The organism is Burkholderia cepacia, from assembly GCF_029962485.1.
Lineage (GTDB): Bacteria > Pseudomonadota > Gammaproteobacteria > Burkholderiales > Burkholderiaceae > Burkholderia.
In genome coordinates this window covers 17258-34864 of the sequence record NZ_CP073639.1, presented here as the reverse complement: position 1 = coordinate 34864, position 17607 = coordinate 17258, and the positions used below count along the sequence as shown (strand labels likewise).

General features: G+C 61.8%; 13 protein-coding genes. 6 read left to right on the top strand and 7 right to left on the bottom strand.

The genetic code is table 11. The annotated features are described in order from the left end of the window. Positions 1-210: 210 nt before the first annotated feature. Positions 211-1509 (bottom strand): adenylosuccinate synthase, encoded by a 1299-nt coding sequence (locus KEC55_RS31295; protein ID WP_282512417.1) that lies wholly within the window; start codon positions 1507-1509, stop codon positions 211-213. Between the two features lie 140 nt (positions 1510-1649). On the opposite strand from KEC55_RS31295, the gene gcvA reads away from it, so the two are divergent. Then, positions 1650-2555: a transcriptional regulator GcvA gene (gene gcvA / locus KEC55_RS31290; RefSeq protein ID WP_282512415.1), complete on the top strand. Its 906-nt coding sequence runs from the start codon at positions 1650-1652 to the stop codon at positions 2553-2555. 152 nt (positions 2556-2707) lie between these two features. On the opposite strand, the gene KEC55_RS31285 is transcribed toward gcvA, so the two are convergent. Then, on the bottom strand, positions 2708-3022 hold the full coding sequence (locus KEC55_RS31285) for a DUF4148 domain-containing protein (RefSeq protein WP_124456725.1): 315 nt from the start codon (positions 3020-3022) through the stop codon (positions 2708-2710). A gap of 2494 nt (positions 3023-5516) precedes the next feature. Between KEC55_RS31285 and KEC55_RS31280 the strand changes: the two genes are divergently transcribed. Continuing rightward, the gene (locus KEC55_RS31280; protein WP_282512413.1) at positions 5517-6833 is read left to right on the top strand and encodes a replication initiation protein; all 1317 of its coding nucleotides are present in this window, start codon (positions 5517-5519) and stop codon (positions 6831-6833) included. A gap of 97 nt (positions 6834-6930) precedes the next feature. On the opposite strand, the gene KEC55_RS31275 is transcribed toward KEC55_RS31280, so the two are convergent. The 4 genes from KEC55_RS31275 to KEC55_RS31260 all read right to left on the bottom strand — a co-directional run bounded on the left by KEC55_RS31275 (position 6931) and on the right by KEC55_RS31260 (position 12729). Next, positions 6931-7962, bottom strand: coding sequence for a ParB/RepB/Spo0J family partition protein (locus KEC55_RS31275; protein ID WP_282512411.1), 1032 nt, complete (start codon positions 7960-7962; stop codon positions 6931-6933). Continuing rightward, on the bottom strand, positions 7955-8650 hold the full coding sequence (locus tag KEC55_RS31270; RefSeq protein ID WP_011350423.1) for a ParA family protein: 696 nt from the start codon (positions 8648-8650) through the stop codon (positions 7955-7957). Before KEC55_RS31270 ends, KEC55_RS31275 begins: the two co-directional genes overlap by 8 nt. Positions 8651-10455: 1805 nt before the next feature. Further along, positions 10456-11472: an AraC family transcriptional regulator gene (locus KEC55_RS31265; protein ID WP_282512409.1), complete on the bottom strand. Its 1017-nt coding sequence runs from the start codon at positions 11470-11472 to the stop codon at positions 10456-10458. Positions 11473-11604: 132 nt separating this feature from the next. After that, entirely contained in the window at positions 11605-12729 is a 1125-nt protein-coding gene (locus KEC55_RS31260; protein WP_282512407.1) for an MBL fold metallo-hydrolase, read from the bottom strand. An 83-nt stretch (positions 12730-12812) separates the two neighbouring features. Between KEC55_RS31260 and KEC55_RS31255 the strand changes: the two genes are divergently transcribed. Both KEC55_RS31255 and KEC55_RS31250 read left to right on the top strand, forming a co-directional pair. Beyond that, positions 12813-13466, top strand: a complete 654-nt coding sequence (locus KEC55_RS31255) for a TetR/AcrR family transcriptional regulator (RefSeq protein ID WP_282512405.1) — start codon at positions 12813-12815, stop codon at positions 13464-13466. A 108-nt stretch (positions 13467-13574) separates the two neighbouring features. Beyond that, the gene (locus KEC55_RS31250) at positions 13575-14066 is read left to right on the top strand and encodes a flavodoxin family protein (RefSeq protein ID WP_282512403.1); all 492 of its coding nucleotides are present in this window, start codon (positions 13575-13577) and stop codon (positions 14064-14066) included. Between the two features lie 70 nt (positions 14067-14136). Here KEC55_RS31250 and KEC55_RS31245 read toward each other — a convergent pair whose 3' ends face one another. Beyond that, a complete protein-coding gene (locus tag KEC55_RS31245; protein ID WP_282512401.1) occupies positions 14137-14721 on the bottom strand; it encodes a DUF2889 domain-containing protein in 585 nt (194 codons plus the stop codon). Between the two features lie 619 nt (positions 14722-15340). On the opposite strand from KEC55_RS31245, the gene KEC55_RS31240 reads away from it, so the two are divergent. Continuing rightward, on the top strand, positions 15341-16021 hold the full coding sequence (locus KEC55_RS31240; RefSeq protein WP_282512399.1) for a ProQ/FinO family protein: 681 nt from the start codon (positions 15341-15343) through the stop codon (positions 16019-16021). A gap of 455 nt (positions 16022-16476) precedes the next feature. Further along, complete coding sequence (locus KEC55_RS31235) at positions 16477-17538, top strand: DMT family transporter (protein WP_282512397.1); 1062 nt, start codon at positions 16477-16479, stop codon at positions 17536-17538. Positions 17539-17607 lie beyond the last annotated feature (69 nt).

Sequence of the window (17607 nt, the reverse complement as noted above, 5' to 3'; positions counted from 1 at the left end):
AACAGTACAGCAGCGCTGCAGGCGTGTCCAGTTCGCCGTACGCGGCGTGATCCGGCTGCCGAATCATGCCGCGCAACCGCTCGTCTCGTGGTATCCGGGCCGGCCATGCGCGCCCCCGAACGCGCCCACGGGCAAACGGCATCGGGCCGGCAAAAACTACTCGCCGGCCGCGATGCCGCAGCGCAATTTACGTCCTTCCATGCTCGCGCGTCATGCAGCAGCGGCCGCATCGAAAGGATTGCACAACACGATCGTGTCGTCACGCTCCGCACCGGTCGTGATCATCGACACCGGCACGCCCGCGACCGCTTCGATGCGCGCGATGAAATCCTGCGCCGCGCGCGGGAGCGCCGCACGCTCGCGCACGCCCTTCACGGTGCCGTGCCAGCCTTCGAATCGTTCGTATACAGGCGTCGCGCGCGACTGCGCCTCGAGGCTCGCCGGCAGATGGTCGACGCGCGCACCATCGAGCTCGTAACCGACGCACAGCTCGATGGACGCGAAGCCGTCGAGCACGTCGAGCTTCGTGAGCGCGAGCGAATCGATACCCGAGATCCTGACGGCCTGGCGCAGTTGTGTGGCATCGAGCCAGCCGCAGCGTCGCGGCCGGCCCGTATTGACGCCGAATTCCTGCCCGCGCGCGCGCAGCGTTTCGCCGGTGAGGTCGTTCAGCTCCGTGAGGAACGGGCCGCCGCCGACACGCGTCGCATACGCCTTGGTCACACCCAGCACATGGCCGAGCTTCGATGCGCCCAGCCCGGTGCCGGCCGCCGCGGCCGACGCCACGGTGCCCGACGACGTCACGAACGGGTACGTGCCCCAGTCGATATCCAGCATCACGGCCTGCGAACCCTCGAACAGGATGCGCTCGCCGCGATCGATCGCGTCGTTGAGGTCGGCCCAGACGGGGCGCACGAATGGCAGGATCTTCGGCGCGAGGTCGACCAGCGTCGCCAGCATCGTGTCGCGGTCATGTTCGTCGAGCCCCAGGCCACGGAACCACGCGTTGTGATGATCGACCAGCACGTCGAGCTTGGCGGCAAGCCGGCCAGGCTCCGCGAGATCGCCGACGCGCAAACCGCGGCGCCCGACCTTGTCCTCGTAGGCCGGCCCGATCCCGCGCAGCGTGGTGCCGATCGGTTCGTGGCGCAGGCGCTCCTGCGCCTGGTCGATTGCGCGGTGAATCGGCAGCACCAGCGTTGCGTTCTCGGCGATCGACAGATTGTCCGGCGTCACCGACAGCCCGAGCTCGGCCATCCGCCCGATTTCCGCGAGCAGCGCTTCCGGATCGAGCGCCACGCCGTTGCCGATCACGCCGCGCTTGCCGCGCACGACGCCGCTCGGCAGCAGCGCGAGCTTGTACGTCTTGCCGCCGACGACCAGCGTATGGCCCGCGTTGTGGCCGCCGTTGTAGCGCGCGACGAGATCGGCCTGGGCCGCCAGCCAGTCCACGACGCGCCCCTTGCCCTCGTCGCCCCATTGGGCGCCCACTACCACCACGTTCGGCATACTCCGCACTCCATGTGAGAAATTCAGACACTCGTTCGGCCAAGCCGGCCGTTTGTGTGCCATATTGGCGGAGCTGAATCGCCCGATCAAACGATTAATCCTGAACCTTCGTGTGAGTAAATTTCACGCGAAACGATGCAATGGCCCGACGCCTCCCTCCGTTGAATTCACTGCGCGCGTTCGAAGCCGCCGCGCGGCTTGGCAGCTTCACGCTGGCTGCCGACGAGTTGTGCGTGACGCACGGCGCGATCAGCCGGCACGTGCAACAACTCGAAGCGTGGCTCGGGCGGCCGCTGTTCGAACGCCACAACCGGCGCGTCGAGCTGACCGACGCCGGCCGTGCGTATCTCGCCGAAGTTGGCGCATCGTTCGACCGGATCGCGCTCGCGACCGCGCAGCACTTCGGACACGCACAGCAGCGCGTGCTGCGCGTCAGCGCGCCCGCGACGTTTTCGCTGCGCTGGCTCGTGCCGAAGCTGTCATCGTTCCAGGTCGCCCATCCGGCCATCGAGGTGCGGCTGTCGACGTCGAACGAGCCGATCGAGAAATTGCGCGACAAGGTCGACCTGATCGTTCGCGGTGGCCCGCAAGCCATCGACGGGTACGTCGCCGAGGAATTCCTGTCCGAAGTGCGGCTGCCCGTGTGTGCGCCGAAGCTGCTGGAGGGCCGGCCGCTGGACACGCCAGCCGATCTCGCGGGTTTTACGCTGCTGCACGCGGCAACCTATCCCGGCATGTGGCCCGAGTGGCTCGCGGCGGCCGGACATCCGAATCTCGTGCCGCGACACTCGCTCACGCTCGAGCATTTCTATCTGACGTTGCAAGGCGCGCTCGACGGGCTCGGTGTCGCGATGGGACCGATCGCGCTTGTCGCTGACGACATCGCCGAAGGCCGACTGGTGCAGCCGTTCAGCGAACCGGCACTGCCGCCGTGGCGCTACTTCACGTACGTGGCATCGGCGCGTGCGAACGACGATGCCGTGCGCGCATTCAAGGACTGGCTGAAACTGACGGGGAACGCGACTGCGCCGGACGCGCGCCACTGACCGCGTCGAGTTACCGGTCGTGCGCAACGAGAAAAGAAGGATTCCGAATCAAATAACGAAAAATCACGGAACGTGATTTTCGGTGTGCATCTGCGATGCATGATGCACACGGCAAGCCGCGGTGCGAGCCGCGGCTTGCCGCCGGTCGACGCTTACTGGCTTGCTGCAGCGCCGGCTTTCTTCTCTGCGTTCTGCAGGTTCTGCGGATAGTTCGGATCATTGGCCGCCGGCTTGTAACCGGCGTCTTCGAGTTTCTTCAGTTCGGCGGTGTTCTTCGCACGTGCTGCCTTGTGCTCGGCCTTGCGTTTGGCCCGGGCCGCCTTGCGTGCCTCGCTCTTCGCTGCCTTGGCATCCTGTGCAGCAGGTGCGCTGGCGGCGTCGGTCTGTGCAAACGCGGGAACTGCCGAGCCGAACAGGAAAGCGGCTGCAGTAGCAGCCAGCGCGAATTTTCTGATCTGGATTTGCATCGCTGAACTCTCTTTTTTGATGACTATCACGGATTGAAAAACCATCGAGATACCGCCCCAGTCCTGATCGGTCGTCATGTCGCGATCGGGACCTGTGCATCATAACCGCCTCGCGAAAAATGTGGCGCGAACGTGATGGCGGAATCGGGATACACGTATGGGAGAAGACGGGAACGCTGCGTGGCCTTCGCGTAGTAGAGACAGGGACGCTGTATCGCACGCTTCGGTGACGGCAATGGGTTGTGCCCGCACAGTACGATGCGAGACATTGGCGCCTGTTTCACTGGTGGTGATGTCGACACGCTCATGTGTGACGTGAGCCTCCTCGCGCACCGACGATCACCGCAGCAGCCGTCGACCTGCTCGTCATGCTGTCTTTCGACGCGGCTCGAACGACGATTCTTCCCATAAACGGTCACGATTCGATTCGCCCGGCGATCGAGACGATCGCGTCGAGTCGCCATGCTGTGATGTCGATGGCTACCTGTGGCTTTGGTTACCTGTAGACGTGAAGGTCGACACCGACAGTTACGTATGACAAAAAACCGAACGCTGTGTATTCGGTGAATGCGTCGGCCGGCATCGCTTCACGTATGTGTCGAGGAACTGCGCGAAGGCGCGGTGCTTGTCTGGCAGACGTTGTTTCAGCGTCGAAGTCGCGAAAAGGCTTGTCGGTTCGCGTAGCTGTGCATGCGGATACCTCACGCAGCGCACGTTTGCCACAGGCTTCTCATTGGATCGCTTCGGTAGTCCGCCAGCCGGACGGTGCTGCGATCATCACAGCTTGCTGATACCTGTTGCGATGGCGATCGGTGAGCTTTTACGGGATCGGAACATTCCGGAGGGTGAGCAAATTCGGGAGCCACTTCCGATTCGGCTACGGTGAGCTTCGTCGTCGATCGAATCATCACGTCGGCTCGCAACGATCTCCAGATCGGGCCAGGAACCGACGACCTGTGCGGATGACGTTCGGCATGACGTTCGTTTCAGGTCGGTTGTGCGGGTCTGTTGCAGCTGGCCAGGGCCACAGCGTGACGCTTCGGTTGATGCAAAGGTAGAAAATCGGAAGGCTGCCGCGTGGCGAAGCGGCTGGTGGCGATCTTACCTGCGCACAGGCCACAGGCTAAATTTGTCGAGACTCGTCGACAGCCGATCGGTAAAAACTTGTCCAGGGACGCGGGAGCTCGAGTACAAAAAACCACTCGCGTGCAATCCACGATGATTTCGAACTGCCGCGGGAGGATCCGAAGAGGTTGGCGGACCCGGTTGCGAATCGGCTTTGCCGGCCGATCTCAGGTGCGCAGGTGATGATGACGTGGACTCTTCGGTCCCATAAACAGGAACCTGTGCGCGGAATCGGGGGATTTCTTCCTGATTTCCTCCCATAGGTTTCTACTTTTGGGGGTTGTGAGTGGGTACTTACCTCTCCGGAAAGCCTTATCAGGCCTGAAGGCCCGGTAAAACATGGGCCAATCCCATGTTCGGCAGGCCCGGATCGAAGGATTCACGGGCCTTCCCCACCACAGACGGCTCCCCATTGGTAGCGGTTTATGGGGTTCGTCTTTCTGTGGCAGCACACGTGTGTTTACATCTTTTGTAAACCACGTTTACTTCTTTAACTACTTTTAGACAGCTCACAGCCTTGTGCGACAAGGGTTTGAGCGGTGTTCGGTACCCATTTATGGGAGCACAGGTGGAAGGGTCTGGGGTTTCAGGTCTGTGGATTTGGGGAATGGGGTACCGGGTTGTGGGGAATCGGGGTTGTGGATATGGGGCGAGCGTACCCGGTTATGGGAAAGCGGTCATAAATCACACAGGGTAGTCGTCTATGGGAACGCATGAAGGTAGCCTTTTATGGGGCAGTTCTCTCGATCCTCGGATGCCTTGATGCACAGCGATTTTCTTCGGGTAGCCGGTTATGGGGAATCTCGAAGGTACCTGTTTATGGGGTGAACTCTGGGCCGATCGGCTGCATTTCATCACTGTGCTCCGGAACCCCTTCCCATGGACTGGATCGTTGCTGCGGATAGGTTACCTGCTATGGGGAAAGTAGATGGTTGCCATTTATGGGAGCGATTTCCACCGTGAGGATCGAAAACAACGCAATCGATGAAGCCGACAGGTAACCTCCTATGGGAAACGATGAAGGTAGCAAGTTATGGGAGAAAAACGCAGCTGTGCTGCAGGGCACCACGAATTCGGTCGACGATCTCGATTCCGTTCGTTTGCCTCCCATGGATGGTTACCTTCCCGAGGGCAATTCTCGTGCCGGGTTTCGGTGTCCAGACACCAAAGGTAGCGACTTTTGGGAAGCTTTTTTTTCCAAAGGTAGATGGATATGGGGTTCATCACCAGTCGCGTAATCATCAATTTCCCTTTTATATCTGATAGTTACGCGTGGTAGTGAAAGTGATGCTGGAGTAAGGACGTTGCTCCGGGGCGAGAAAAGGTATAAAGTCCGCTATCAACAAGGTCACCTTATCCGGACATCACGATGCCGCGCAAGCCCGCAAGCAAAGGCTCAGACAAACAGGTTTCACTGTTTCAGACACCCGAGCCTCCCGACTTGCTGCGCAAGGCGGTCCAGGCGATTCATATCGCGCCCAAGTCGGGAAAGATCGGGCTGCAGCAGCGCAAGATGTTCAGCTCGTTGATCAAGAACGCACTTCGGCAGGAGGCGTTCGAGCCTGGCCGGACCAGCTTCTCGATCTCGATCGCGTCGCTTTCGCACGAGAGCGGGCTGAACAGCAACAACACGAAGTACGTGAAAGACACGGTCAACTCGTTGATCAGTACCGTCGTCAACTGGGACTACCTGGCCGCGGACCGTTCGACGGTCTGGAAAGCGTCGGGTCTGCTGGCCGGTGCGGAGCTTGAGCAATCGGTGCTGAAGTACAGCTTCTCCGACCAGATTCGCAGCGAGTTGCTGAACCCCGAAATCTATGCGCTGATCGATATGCGGATCGCTCGCGAGTTCCGGCGGTCGCACTCGCTCGCGCTGTGGGAAAACACGGTGCGCTACGAAGGGATCGGCATCACCGCAAAGATCCCGCTGCCGAAATTCCGTGACCTCATTCTCGGCCAGGACAAGGCGTCGCAGTCGTACAAGGAATACAAGCTGTTCAAGAGCAAGGTCCTGGTGCCGTGCATTCAGGAGGTGAACGAAGTATCGGATCACACGCTCGAGCTGATCGAACACAAGTCCGGCCGCAGCGTGGAAGCCGTGCAGTTCAAGGTGACGCGCAAGCAGAGCGCCGATACGGTGGAGGACGGCGACGTCAAGAACGAAGCGCTGGTCGAGGAAGTCGCCAAGTTCGGCATTCCGCGTTCGGAGGCGCGCCGGCTGATCACGCAATACGGCGTACAGCGCATCAAGGCGGCGATCGCCTATACGCTCAATCGGACAACGAAGAAGAATGCGGCGCCGGTCGACAACGTGGCCGCGTATTTCCGCAAGGCGCTCACGCACGGCTACACGCTGGCCGACGGGCAGGGAACCGAGGCGGCCGCACCGGCGAAGGAATCCGCACAAAGCAAGCAGGAGCAGATTCGCGACAAGTATCTGGCGGCGAAGGTCGAGGAAGCCGGCGCGTATTTCCGCGAGCTGGAGATCGACGACCAGACCAAGCTGCTCGAACGCTACAACGAGACGGTAGTGGGCTCGAAGGACCTGACGCTGTCGCCGAAGAAGAAGGCGAGCAAGCTCGCGCAGACCAGCTTCTTCCGATGGCTGGCACTGGATACCTGGGGCGAACCGACCTCGGACGACCTGCTGGAATTCCTGCTCAAAAGCAGCCTCGCAGGCAACTGATCAAGGCCTCGCAGCCGAGGGTGCATCGTGCGCCGGACTATGTGGTCGTCCGGTTTCGCGGTGCAAGGCGGATGCGAGGCCTTCTGCTTTTGGCGCGTTACTTTTGCGCGGCCGTCGCCAGCTCGGCGACGTAAGCATCGATGACGGTCTTGAGCTGGTCGGCAAGCGCTTCCTGATGGGACGCGTCGACCCCCTTGAGTTGCAGATCCAGACGGCCATCCGGGTAGGTCTTCAACTGGCCGATCGCGCGCGATTCGAGCGCGAAGTCGTGACGAACGCTGTAACGCGTGCGGCCCGTTTTCTTGTTGCCGTCGCTCTGCGCCCGCAAGAAATTCTCGAGATCGCGGACCGATTTTTTCCGGTCGATCACGGCCGTCAGCAGCCGGTCGGCCGTCGGCTCGCCCAGGCGTTCGAAGATCAGCTTCAGGAAATACGCCGCCTGCAGACCGACCACGTCGTTCGCGCTGGCCATCCGCTCCAGCAGCGTGTTAGGCAGTGCGTTGAGCGACAGCGTTTTGCTGATCGATGCCTTGTCCTTGCCGATTTTTTCCGCCAGCGTGTTCTGGTCGGAAAAGACCTTCTCGTCGAGGAGGCGCTTCCACGCAACCGCATCGTCGAAGATCGTCTGGCGCTCGTGGTCGTGGTTCGCGCGATACGCGATCGTGTAGAGCTGCTCGGGCGTGTGGTCCGTGCGGAACGTGGCGTTGATGGTCTCGTCGCCGTTGATGCTCGTCGCGCGCAGCCGACGTTGCCCGTCGATCACGACGAGCTTGCCGGGAAATTCCGGGAGCCGCGTAACCTTGATCGGCTCGATCTGCCCTTCCCGTTTCAGCGTCAGCGCGAGTTCGTGCAGGCTCGATTCGGAGTAGAACACGCGCGGGTTGAACGGGTTGGGGATGCAGTCCTTGACCAGCACCTTCTGCGGCGCGCCGAGATCCGTCGTACCGGCGGGCGTGACCGCGGCCGGCACGCTGGCAGGCACCGCCTCGACGGCAACATTCGCAGCGGCCGCCGGTTCGGGCAGCCGCGTTTCGAGGGCCGCATTTTCCTGCGCGAGTCCGCGCAACAGGCCGGCAGCGAGGTGCAGGTTGCCGGTCGGCTTCTTGTCTTTCGAAGTGTCCTTAGCCATGGGCGGCTCCGGTAGCGCGCGTCGACGCGATGTATTGGGCCATTTCCGTGACCAGCTTTTCGATTTCCGCACGGGCTTCTTTCAGGCCCTTCAGGTATCGATTGTGATGATGGATCGTGGTGCCGAGCGCGAATGTCTGACGGTAGACCTCGCGTTGCGCGATCTGGCTGTCGAGCAAATGCTCCCCTATTTCTTCAGCTCTTAGAATTTTTAAAATTTCTTCACGCATTTTAGTTTTTCCATTGACACTATTCAGCATCAATGCGGAAGAAAGATTAGGGTTTCGAACGGAGCGCATCGACTCGATCATGCGGATCATCGCGACGGTGCTGTACAGGTCGGCCGGCGACGGCGACAGCGGCACCAGGCAAAAGTCGGCTACTTCAAGGACGGATGCGATGCGCGGATCTTCGAGGTTGCCGGGACAGTCGACGACGATCACGTCGAAGTTTGCGTCCTGCTTCTTGATCTCGCCACCGATGCCACGGCCGGCGGGCGCCAGCGAAAGAACCGTCATCGGCAACGTGTTCTCGCCGCTCGTTACCCAGCGGACAGAAGTGCCTTGAGGGTCGGCATCGATCAGGGCGACCTTGTTGCCGCCGGCTTCGAACGCAGCCGCGATGTTGACGGAGATGGTCGTCTTCCCGGTCCCACCTTTTTGATTACTGACGGCGATCTTGAAAGCCATTAAATTCCTCCAAGGAGTTTTGCGTAATATATGCAGTTGTTGTCAAAATGTCCAGAAAAGCATTGGATGCAATGCATATCTTGATGGTCGATGTGGTTGTCACGTGACAAGTGGGCCAAATGGCCTAGTTGGTATCAGAAGTAAGAGATCGAGTAAAAATAAAATTGTCGATCACATTGTCAATGCACCCACCAGATTCTGAGAAATTCGCTTGTTTTTATGTCGATAGCGAAGGTGAAGTACGAAAGCCAACCGTCACGAATTTTCCATTTCTATCGCAACGCATTGAGATTCCGATTGGCTGGGATCTCGAACGTCGACGAGCTCGGCAGTTGTCACGTGACAAGTCGCTAGAAATCGATTCGTGTTGTCGCTTTCCATCGCCAGGCGGCTTTTGATCAGGACGTGATGCAGGCGCTCGCAATGCTGCTTCTAGATTCGATATTCGGGATGGGGCCTTGCATCGTTGCTTGCCGCTAAGGTGAGTTGTCACGTGACAAATCCTCGTGGTGCGCGCCGAAGTTGGCTTCGCAAATTCTTCGAAGATAGTGGGATTGAACAGCATGTCGAGCGTAGACGCGATCCTTTAAGGAGTAGCGTCGCCGGTGGCGATTCACCGTTAACCGTGGCTCGCCGCGCGGTTCGCTGACGAGTTGTCACGTGACAACAGAAAGTCCGGACGTGGTCACTTGATCGTTTGATTGATAGGAAGTCCCCAGTGGTGCTTTAGGTACGCGGCTGAAGATGACGAATCGACGAGCGACCTGCCGATCTGAATTCGGCGCTACGGGCTCCTGCCAAAGCGCGCATTCGTCCTCGCATGAGCTCCCCGGCAGCCAGGATAGACGTATCCATCGAAGCGCACTGCGGATGCGAATGATATGACCCCATTTAAACGGTGCGTCACTGTAGTTTTCTCGTCCAACAGTCAGTAGGGGAGGGGAGCCTCGTCGTACACCACCGTTGCTGGCAATGTGTCCCGACGTCGATCTGCGACCGCAGCGCATAGGAGCAGACAAATCGGCGGAAATTCAGGCGTCGGAGGACCTGCGACAACGAATACGGACCGCATCGTGAAACATTTTCGAAAAATGGACCATTCTGGGAAATCCTTGTCTGGCAATGGCTTGCGCCACATTCTTCATGTTGTTTCACGCGAACTGAGCGAAATTCCCCGCGGAAATAGGGGCGTATGATATTTTCACTCGCCGTTGCCATTGGCACGATCATGGGCAGGCTGATTTGTAATATATGATACGTATTTCGTAGTTTATGAGATGGTTTGGGGTTGCCTAGGCCTGAGGAAGGCAGATTGGTTACTGGTCGGGGCAATCATGGGACCATGCCGGCGCCCGGACTCGACACGTCGTGCTGATATTCAACCCGAGTTGTCACGTGACAACGCATCGCGTCAGTCGCACGATCCGGTGAAGCGCGGTGTCTCAGGAGAAATAGATCGATAAGAAATCTGCGGCCGAGGGCCTGAATCCTGGAGCAGGGCCTTGATCGTCGGGAGGGGGAAGCTCACATCCGATCGGGGAGGAGGAGTAACTGAGTGTCGGCAATGAATCGGCGTTTGGGTCTGGATGCGTGCGCCCTTGAACGTGGTCATCACTGTGCTCCGGGTATTCAAAGGGAATTCACTGGGCAGATGTCCAGCAATTGACCGTGAGTGGGCAAGACAGACAGATCTATTCGCGCACTCGATTCAACCGGCCCGATCACTCAAGCGCGGAGCCGATCCTGCAATGCTGTGGATGCCGCCAAAGCAGGGCACCCTGCATTTTCGAGATCGCTGCCTGCGATCAATAACTTGCGGCGATCGACAGAACGACATCCGTCCCGCTCCGCAGGCTATCGATATCTCGCCGCGGTGAATTGCCGAACAACCGGCTGTATTCCCGATTGAACTGGGTCGGGCTCGCATACCCGACCCTGAACGACGCCGACGCAGCGTCGAGTCGCTCGGACAGCATCAGTCGACGTGCCTCGTTGAGCCGAATCCATTTCTGGTATTGCAGCGGACTCATGCCCGTGAGCTGACGGAAGTGGTGGTGGAAGGTTGAACTGCTCATCTGAACCTGCGCTGCGAGATCGTCGACCCGCAACGACTCGTCATAGTGGGCCCGCAACCACCGGATCGCGCGTGACACGCGGCTGCCCTGGCTGCCGACGGACGCGATCTGACGCAGGCGAGCGCCCTGGTCGCTCGTCAGCAGCCGATAGTAGATTTCCCGTTCGACGTACGGGGCGAGAACGGCAATGGCGTTCGGGTCGTCCAGCAACGCCAGCAACCGGTTCAATGCGTCGAACAGCGGCTCGGTCATGTCGCCGACGACGAGGCCGCGGCCCACGGGGGCATCATCGTGATCCGGTGCGACCTGCATCATCAGTTCCGCCAGGACGTGAAAATCGAGCTTGAGCCCGATCCCGAGAAACGGCTCCTCGTGGCTGGCCTCAATGACTTGCGTCGAGCCTGGCAAATCGAGTGACGTGATCAGAAAACGGTTGGCGTCATAGATATAAGCGTCGCCGCTCTGAATGACCCGCTTCGCGCCCTGAACGACGAGACCGAAGCTCGGCTCGACCATGCACTCCATTGGCTGAGTCGGCGCTTCCCTGCGATGGAAGCTCAGGTTCGGAATGGCCGTGGTGACGTGGTCGGCGCATTCGGTCCATCTCGCGACGCGCGCTGCGAGCGACTGCCGCAGATCGCACATGCGGCTGCGATTGCTCGACGGTTGGCCTGCCTGGTTGAATGCAGCGATGGCGACGTCGTCGTCTCGTTCGCCGGGTGTGTATCGGACGGGTGCCGGATGCATGACTTCTCTATTCAGGTAATCGGGTGGTCAGGCCGGCCGTCGGGGCGCGGGTGCCCCGGCAACGCATGCGCCATTCTTCGGAAATCGCGCCATGGGCGCGCTTCCGGATGAAAGGCGCAACGACCGACGGACCTACTTGGTCGCCTGCGATGCGCAAAACTGCCAGCGGCGCGATTTCGTTGCCGGCGCCGTTGCGCGCTCGTCGACCGTGCGCCACCACCGCTCACCGCGGTGCGGCGTGCCGAGATCGAGGCGCTCGCCGATGTTGGGCGTCGACAGTTCGATTCCGCGCACGAGAGCCAGTGCCGTGACACGCTCGAACGGTTCCTGCCAGCGATGCATTGCAAGATCGAACGTGCCGTTATGGATCGGGACCAGCCAGCGTCCGCGCAAATCGATGTGAGCCTGCACGGTTTCTTCCGGCTGCATGTGTACGTACGGCCATTGCGCATCATAGGCGCCTGTTTCGATCAGCGTCACGTCGAACGGTCCGAGGCGCTCGCCGATCGTCCGGAACCCGTCGAAGTAGCCGGTGTCGCCGCTGAAGAACACGCGCAGGTCGTCGTCGACGATGACCCACGACGCCCACAGCGTGCTGTTACCGTCGAACAGGCTGCGCCCGGAAAAATGCTGTGCGGGCGTGGCCGTCAGCGTCAGGCCGGCCACGTCGACACTCTGCCACCAGTCGAGTTGCCGAACCTTGGTTGCGTCGATGCCCCATTCGATCAGGCGATCGCCGACGCCCAGTGTGGTCACGAACACGTCGGTGGTTGCGGCAAGCGCCAGCACCGTGTCGCGGTCGAGGTGATCGTAGTGATCGTGCGACAGGATCACACCGCGCAGCGGCGGGAGATCTTCAAGCGCGATCGGCGGCGCATGGAAGCGCTTGGGGCCGACGTGCCGGAACGGCGACGCACGCTCGGCGAATACGGGGTCGGTCAGCCAGAATTCGCCGCGCAGCTTGAGCAGCAGCGTCGAATGGCCAAGCCGGTACAGGCTGCGATCGGGCGCCGCGTCGAGCGCCGCGCGAGTCAGCGAATCGATGGGCAGCGCACCGGTCGGCACGGTGTTGCGCGGCTTGTTGACCAGCATGTTCCACACGATCCCGAGCGTCTTGCCGAGGCCTTCGACAGGACGCGGCGCGACATTGGCGAAGCGTTCGCCGTTGTGCTGCGGCGAGCCGCCGGACAGCGCGCGGCCGCGCCGGGCGGCTGCAAAACCCAGAATGCGGTGAATCAAAACGAGAGGCGATGCCATGTCGGTTCGTCCGGAAGATAAAGTACACTAAACAGTGTAGTTTATTTTTTGGATAAGTAAACTGTCCGGTGTAAAATTTTCGTATGGATACCAGCACTCCCCCTCTGCGCCTGACCGATCGAAAGCGCGCGGCCATCGTCGATGCGGCGATCGAGGAATTTCTCGCGGCGGGCTACGATGCGACCAGCATGGATCGTATCGCTGCGCGCGCGGACGTGTCGAAGCGCACGGTCTATAACCACTTCCCCGGTAAGGAAACGCTGTTTGCCGCGATCCTGCACAAGCTGTGGGATGCGACGCAGACCGGCGGTTCGCCGACCTATCGCGCCGACGTGCCGCTACGCGAGCAACTGCTCGCGTTGTTGGATCGCAAACTTCGCTTGCTGAACGACGAGGCGTTTCTCGCACTTGCGCGCGTGGCGATCGGAGCGGCGATCCATTCGCCGGAGCGAGCGCGCGACATGGTCGAGCGTCTCGGCGAGCGCGAGGAAGACATGACGGTCTGGGTGCGTGCGGCCGCCGCGGCCGGCCGCCTGTCGGTCATCGATCCGGTGTTCGCCGCGCATCAATTGCATGGCGTCGTGAAGGCCTTTGCGTTCTGGCCGCAGATCACGATGGGCCAGCCGCCGCTCACGGTGCAGGAGCAACGGAAAGTCGCGGAATCCGCGGCCGACATGTTTCTCGCGTACTACGCGCGGCTGGACGACGGCGATGCAATGCGCGCGACGCAGGACTGACCATGCATCGGGACGCCCTGCGCGAAGCGAAGCCGGCGCGATGCTCACGAGCGGTGCGCGCAGCACCGATGAACCGTCGCACCTGAAGCCGAACGCGAGCGATTACGCATGAAGACGCTGTTGATCGTCTATCACACGATGACCGGGGGCACGCAACAGATGGCCGAAGCCGCTGCCGGTGCGGCGCGCGAGCAGCCCGGCATCGACGTCAGGCTGCAGCGCGCGGACGCGACGAGTGCAGACGACGTGTTGGCCGCCGACGCATACCTGTTTGCGACGCCGGAGAATCTCGCGGCGATGTCCGGGCTGATGAAGGACTTCTTCGATCGCTGCTACTACGCGGCGCTCGATCGCGTGAACGGCCGCCCGTATGCGGCAATGATTTGCGCGGGCAGCGACGGGCAGAACGCGTTGCGCCAGATCGACCGGATCGCGACCGGATGGCGGCTGAAGAACGTGGCGCCGGGCCTGATCGTCTGTACTCACGCGCAGACACCGGAGCGTATCCTCGCGGCGAAGACGATCGACGGCGATGATCTCGAGCGCTGCGCGGAGCTCGGCGCAGGTCTTGCCGCGGGACTCGCGCTGGGCGTCTTCTGATGCCGGTTGTGGCTGCGACGACTTGCCGGCGCGCTTCGTGAGGACACGAAACCGGCCGAATCCCCAAACCCTAGCTGCTTTTTGCCGCTGACGAAGGCCGGTGGTATTCGGGCCAAAGACGTTTCACGAGATCGCGCGATGCGCCATACGCGTGGCAACTGTCGATCTTGAGCGGCTTTCCTTTGCTGTCGCGGTGGTCCAGCGACGACCGCCGCACGCCGACCATCGTCTGATAGGCCGTGGTGGCGATCGGGCCGAGCAATTCCTTCAGGTGCGTGCACGTATCGCAGGACGGCAGGCGCTTGCGAACCTCGCTGTTCCAGCCGGCGCCGATGTTCAGTCCGACGAGTGCCTGCAGCGAGTCGCCGCCGCCCGGACACTGCGCATACGGATGCGCGCGAATGAACGTCGATACCGCGCGAACGACCATGTCGGCGTCGAAGACGAGCGTCACGCCGAGGTCGTGGATCGGCGACAGCGCCGCGACCGTCCGCGTGCCGCCCGGCGGTGTGAAATCGCTGGTCTTGCGGTCCGCGAGGCAGGCTGTCACTTCGAACAGGCCGTCGCTGCGCCGATAGCCGCGCATGTCGATGTGCCGATGGTGAATTTCCTCGCGCGTGATGTCGTCGTGCGCGATGTCGTGTCGGGGAACCATGTATCCGCTCCGTTTCGTACAACCGGTTCTTTACGCAGGCAAAGGCGAACATCGCCGGCTGGCCGGGCGTGCAGCGAAACAGGCCGAGGCGCGCTGCCGACGACGTCGATGCGGCCATACTACGCATTTTCCGGCATTTTCGTCCGAGGCGCGTTCGATGCGGACGCAACGAGTCGAAGGCGTGCCCGGTACAACCGGCGGTGTTCAGGTGACGTGTCGCGCGACGGCGTTTGACGTCCGCCACGCAGAATGCAGCACGCCGGATGCGCGCCTGTGCCGAAGCCGGGCCTGGCCCGATTTCCGCGACGGCCTCGAATGGCGTGACATCCGGAAACGTATCCATATAATGCGCAACATGACCGCGCGGACGCCTTTTCGGCCTCCGGGGTCGGGCAAATGCAGACCGGCGAGTCAACCGGCCACCGCGCGTACCGGTATACTTCCACTCCTGCCTTGTCCGGCATCGTGGCCGGGTGCCTGAAAACAGAGTGGCGTGCGCGATGCGGCCCCGTAGTGTTCCGCATCGGCGGCAGACGGGCCGCCCGCACGGCGGCGAAGCTTTCGAGCCGCGCGGCATGGCCGCACGAACCACACCTTATATTCCTGGTGGATTGAATTTATGGGTTTTGAACAACTTGCCGAATTGCGGGCGCAGCTCGCAGCGAAGGCCAAGCAGGAGCGCAACGCAAAGCGGCCGGCAGCGCCGGCGGACACCGGTGCGAAGCCGAAGTCCGGCGACCAGCCGTCCCGCGGTGCCAAGCCGGGTGCTGGCGCCAAGGCGGGTGCCGGCACGAAGGCACCGCATCGCGCGAAGCCCGCTTCGGCCAAGCCATCGGCGCCGGTCGATCCGGTCATCGTCGCGATCGGCAAACTGCAGCGAAAGTTTCCGAGCGCGTTCCCGAAGAATCCGGCCCCCAAAGTGCCGCTCAAGGTCGGCATCTGGGACGACCTGGCGCGCGAAGCACAGGCCGTCGGCCTCACGGAAGCCGAACTGCGCGAAGCCATGTCGACGTGGTGTCGCGGCAACCGCTACTGGTCGTGCCTCGTCGAAGACGCCGTGCGCGTCGACCTGCAGGGCAACGAAGCAGGGCGCGTCACGCATGACGACGCAGCACGGGCGCGCCGGCTGAAGTCGCGCCGTCCCGGCAAGGGCGCTGCGCAAGGGGCCAAGGGCGCACCGCAGCAGCCGAAGGCCGAGCAGCAAGCTGAGGCCGCTGCCGCACCGCAAGCGGCGGAAGCAGCAGAAGTTCAGACCGATGCCGCACCACAGGTCGAGCAGCAAGTGGCCGGCAACGAGTAATACCGCTGCCGTCTACTGCACGGCGCGTACCCGCATGGATGTCGTAGCGGCGCATCACGCGACGGACTGACCTGCCTCGATAGAGGCAGGTCAGGACTGCCTTCCCGGCGCTTGCCGGCCAGCACACACTTATCCCGAGCAAGACAGGCAACGCAACCGGACGAAAGACGTTCGTCAATCGGCACTGCAGGCACTCGCAATTTTCAGGCTAATGATTTGCATAACTTAATGTAGAGATTTATCGCCTGATAATTCGGTTTCCTGATAAATAGCGGAATCATTGGCCGGGATGTGAACGATCCGATCGGGGGCGTCGCGACACGATGACGCGCGATAATCCCGACCGGATCGTCGCACTGCACGAATCAGCTTGCATTTCGAAAGGTGTGAAAGGCATGTGCCGGCATGATCCGAAGTCACGTCCACCGATTTTCAACGTCAATCCTAGCCGGATCATGACCCCGAGACATTCCGCGATTCTTGTCGCACTCACCGCCGCCGCGCTGTTCGGCGCCGCGACACCGCTCGCCAAGGCGTTGATCGGCGCGATGTCGCCGTTCATGGTCGCCGGCCTGTTCTATCTCGGCAGCGGCGTCGGGCTCGGCATCGGGATCCTGCTGCGCAGGCTGCACAATCGTCGCGCACCGGTGACGGAGGCCGCGCCGCTGCAGCGCGCCGAGCTGCCGTGGCTGGCCGGCGCGATCGTGGCGGGTGGCGTGGCCGGCCCGGCGTTGCTGATGCTCGGGCTGTCGAGCACGCCGGCGGCAACCAGTGCGCTGCTGCTCAATCTCGAGGGCGTGCTGACGGCCGTCATCGCATGGGTCGTGTTTCGCGAGAACGTGGATACGCAGGTGTTTCTCGGCATGGTCGCGATCGTCGTAGGCGGCACGCTGCTGTCGTGGGGGCTGGGTCGGGTCGGCGTGCCGGTCGGCGCGTTGCTGATCGTCGGTGCATGTCTGTGCTGGGCGATCGACAACAACCTGACCCGCAAGGTCGCCGCGAACGACGCGATGGTCATCGCGTGCGCGAAGGGGCTGATCGCCGGGCCGGTAAACATCGGTATTGCGCTCGCGACCGGCGCGTCGCTGCCCGCTGCATCGGTCACGGCTGCCGCGATGCTGACGGGGCTCGGCGGCTACGGGATCAGCCTGGTGCTGTTCGTCGTTGCGCTCCGCCATCTCGGTAGCGCGCGCACCGGTGCATATTTCTCGATCGCGCCGCTGTTCGGCGTCGTGCTGTCGCTACTGATCTGGCCTGCGTTGCCGCCGGCAACTTTCTGGGTCGCCGCCGCGTTGATGGCGCTCGGTATCTGGCTGCACGTGCGCGAGCGGCATGAGCACACGCATGAGCACGAGCGGCTCGAGCATACGCACCGGCATCGGCACGACGAACATCACCAGCACACGCATGATTTCGAGTACGACGGCAACGAGCCGCACTCGCATCCGCACGTGCATCTGCCGATCACGCACAGTCACGCGCACTTTCCGGACATTCATCACCGGCATCGGCATTGATCACAGCCATGGACGGCTGGCGACGCACGCCTCAAGGTGACCATTTATGGGAATGCGTTGCGAACCCGT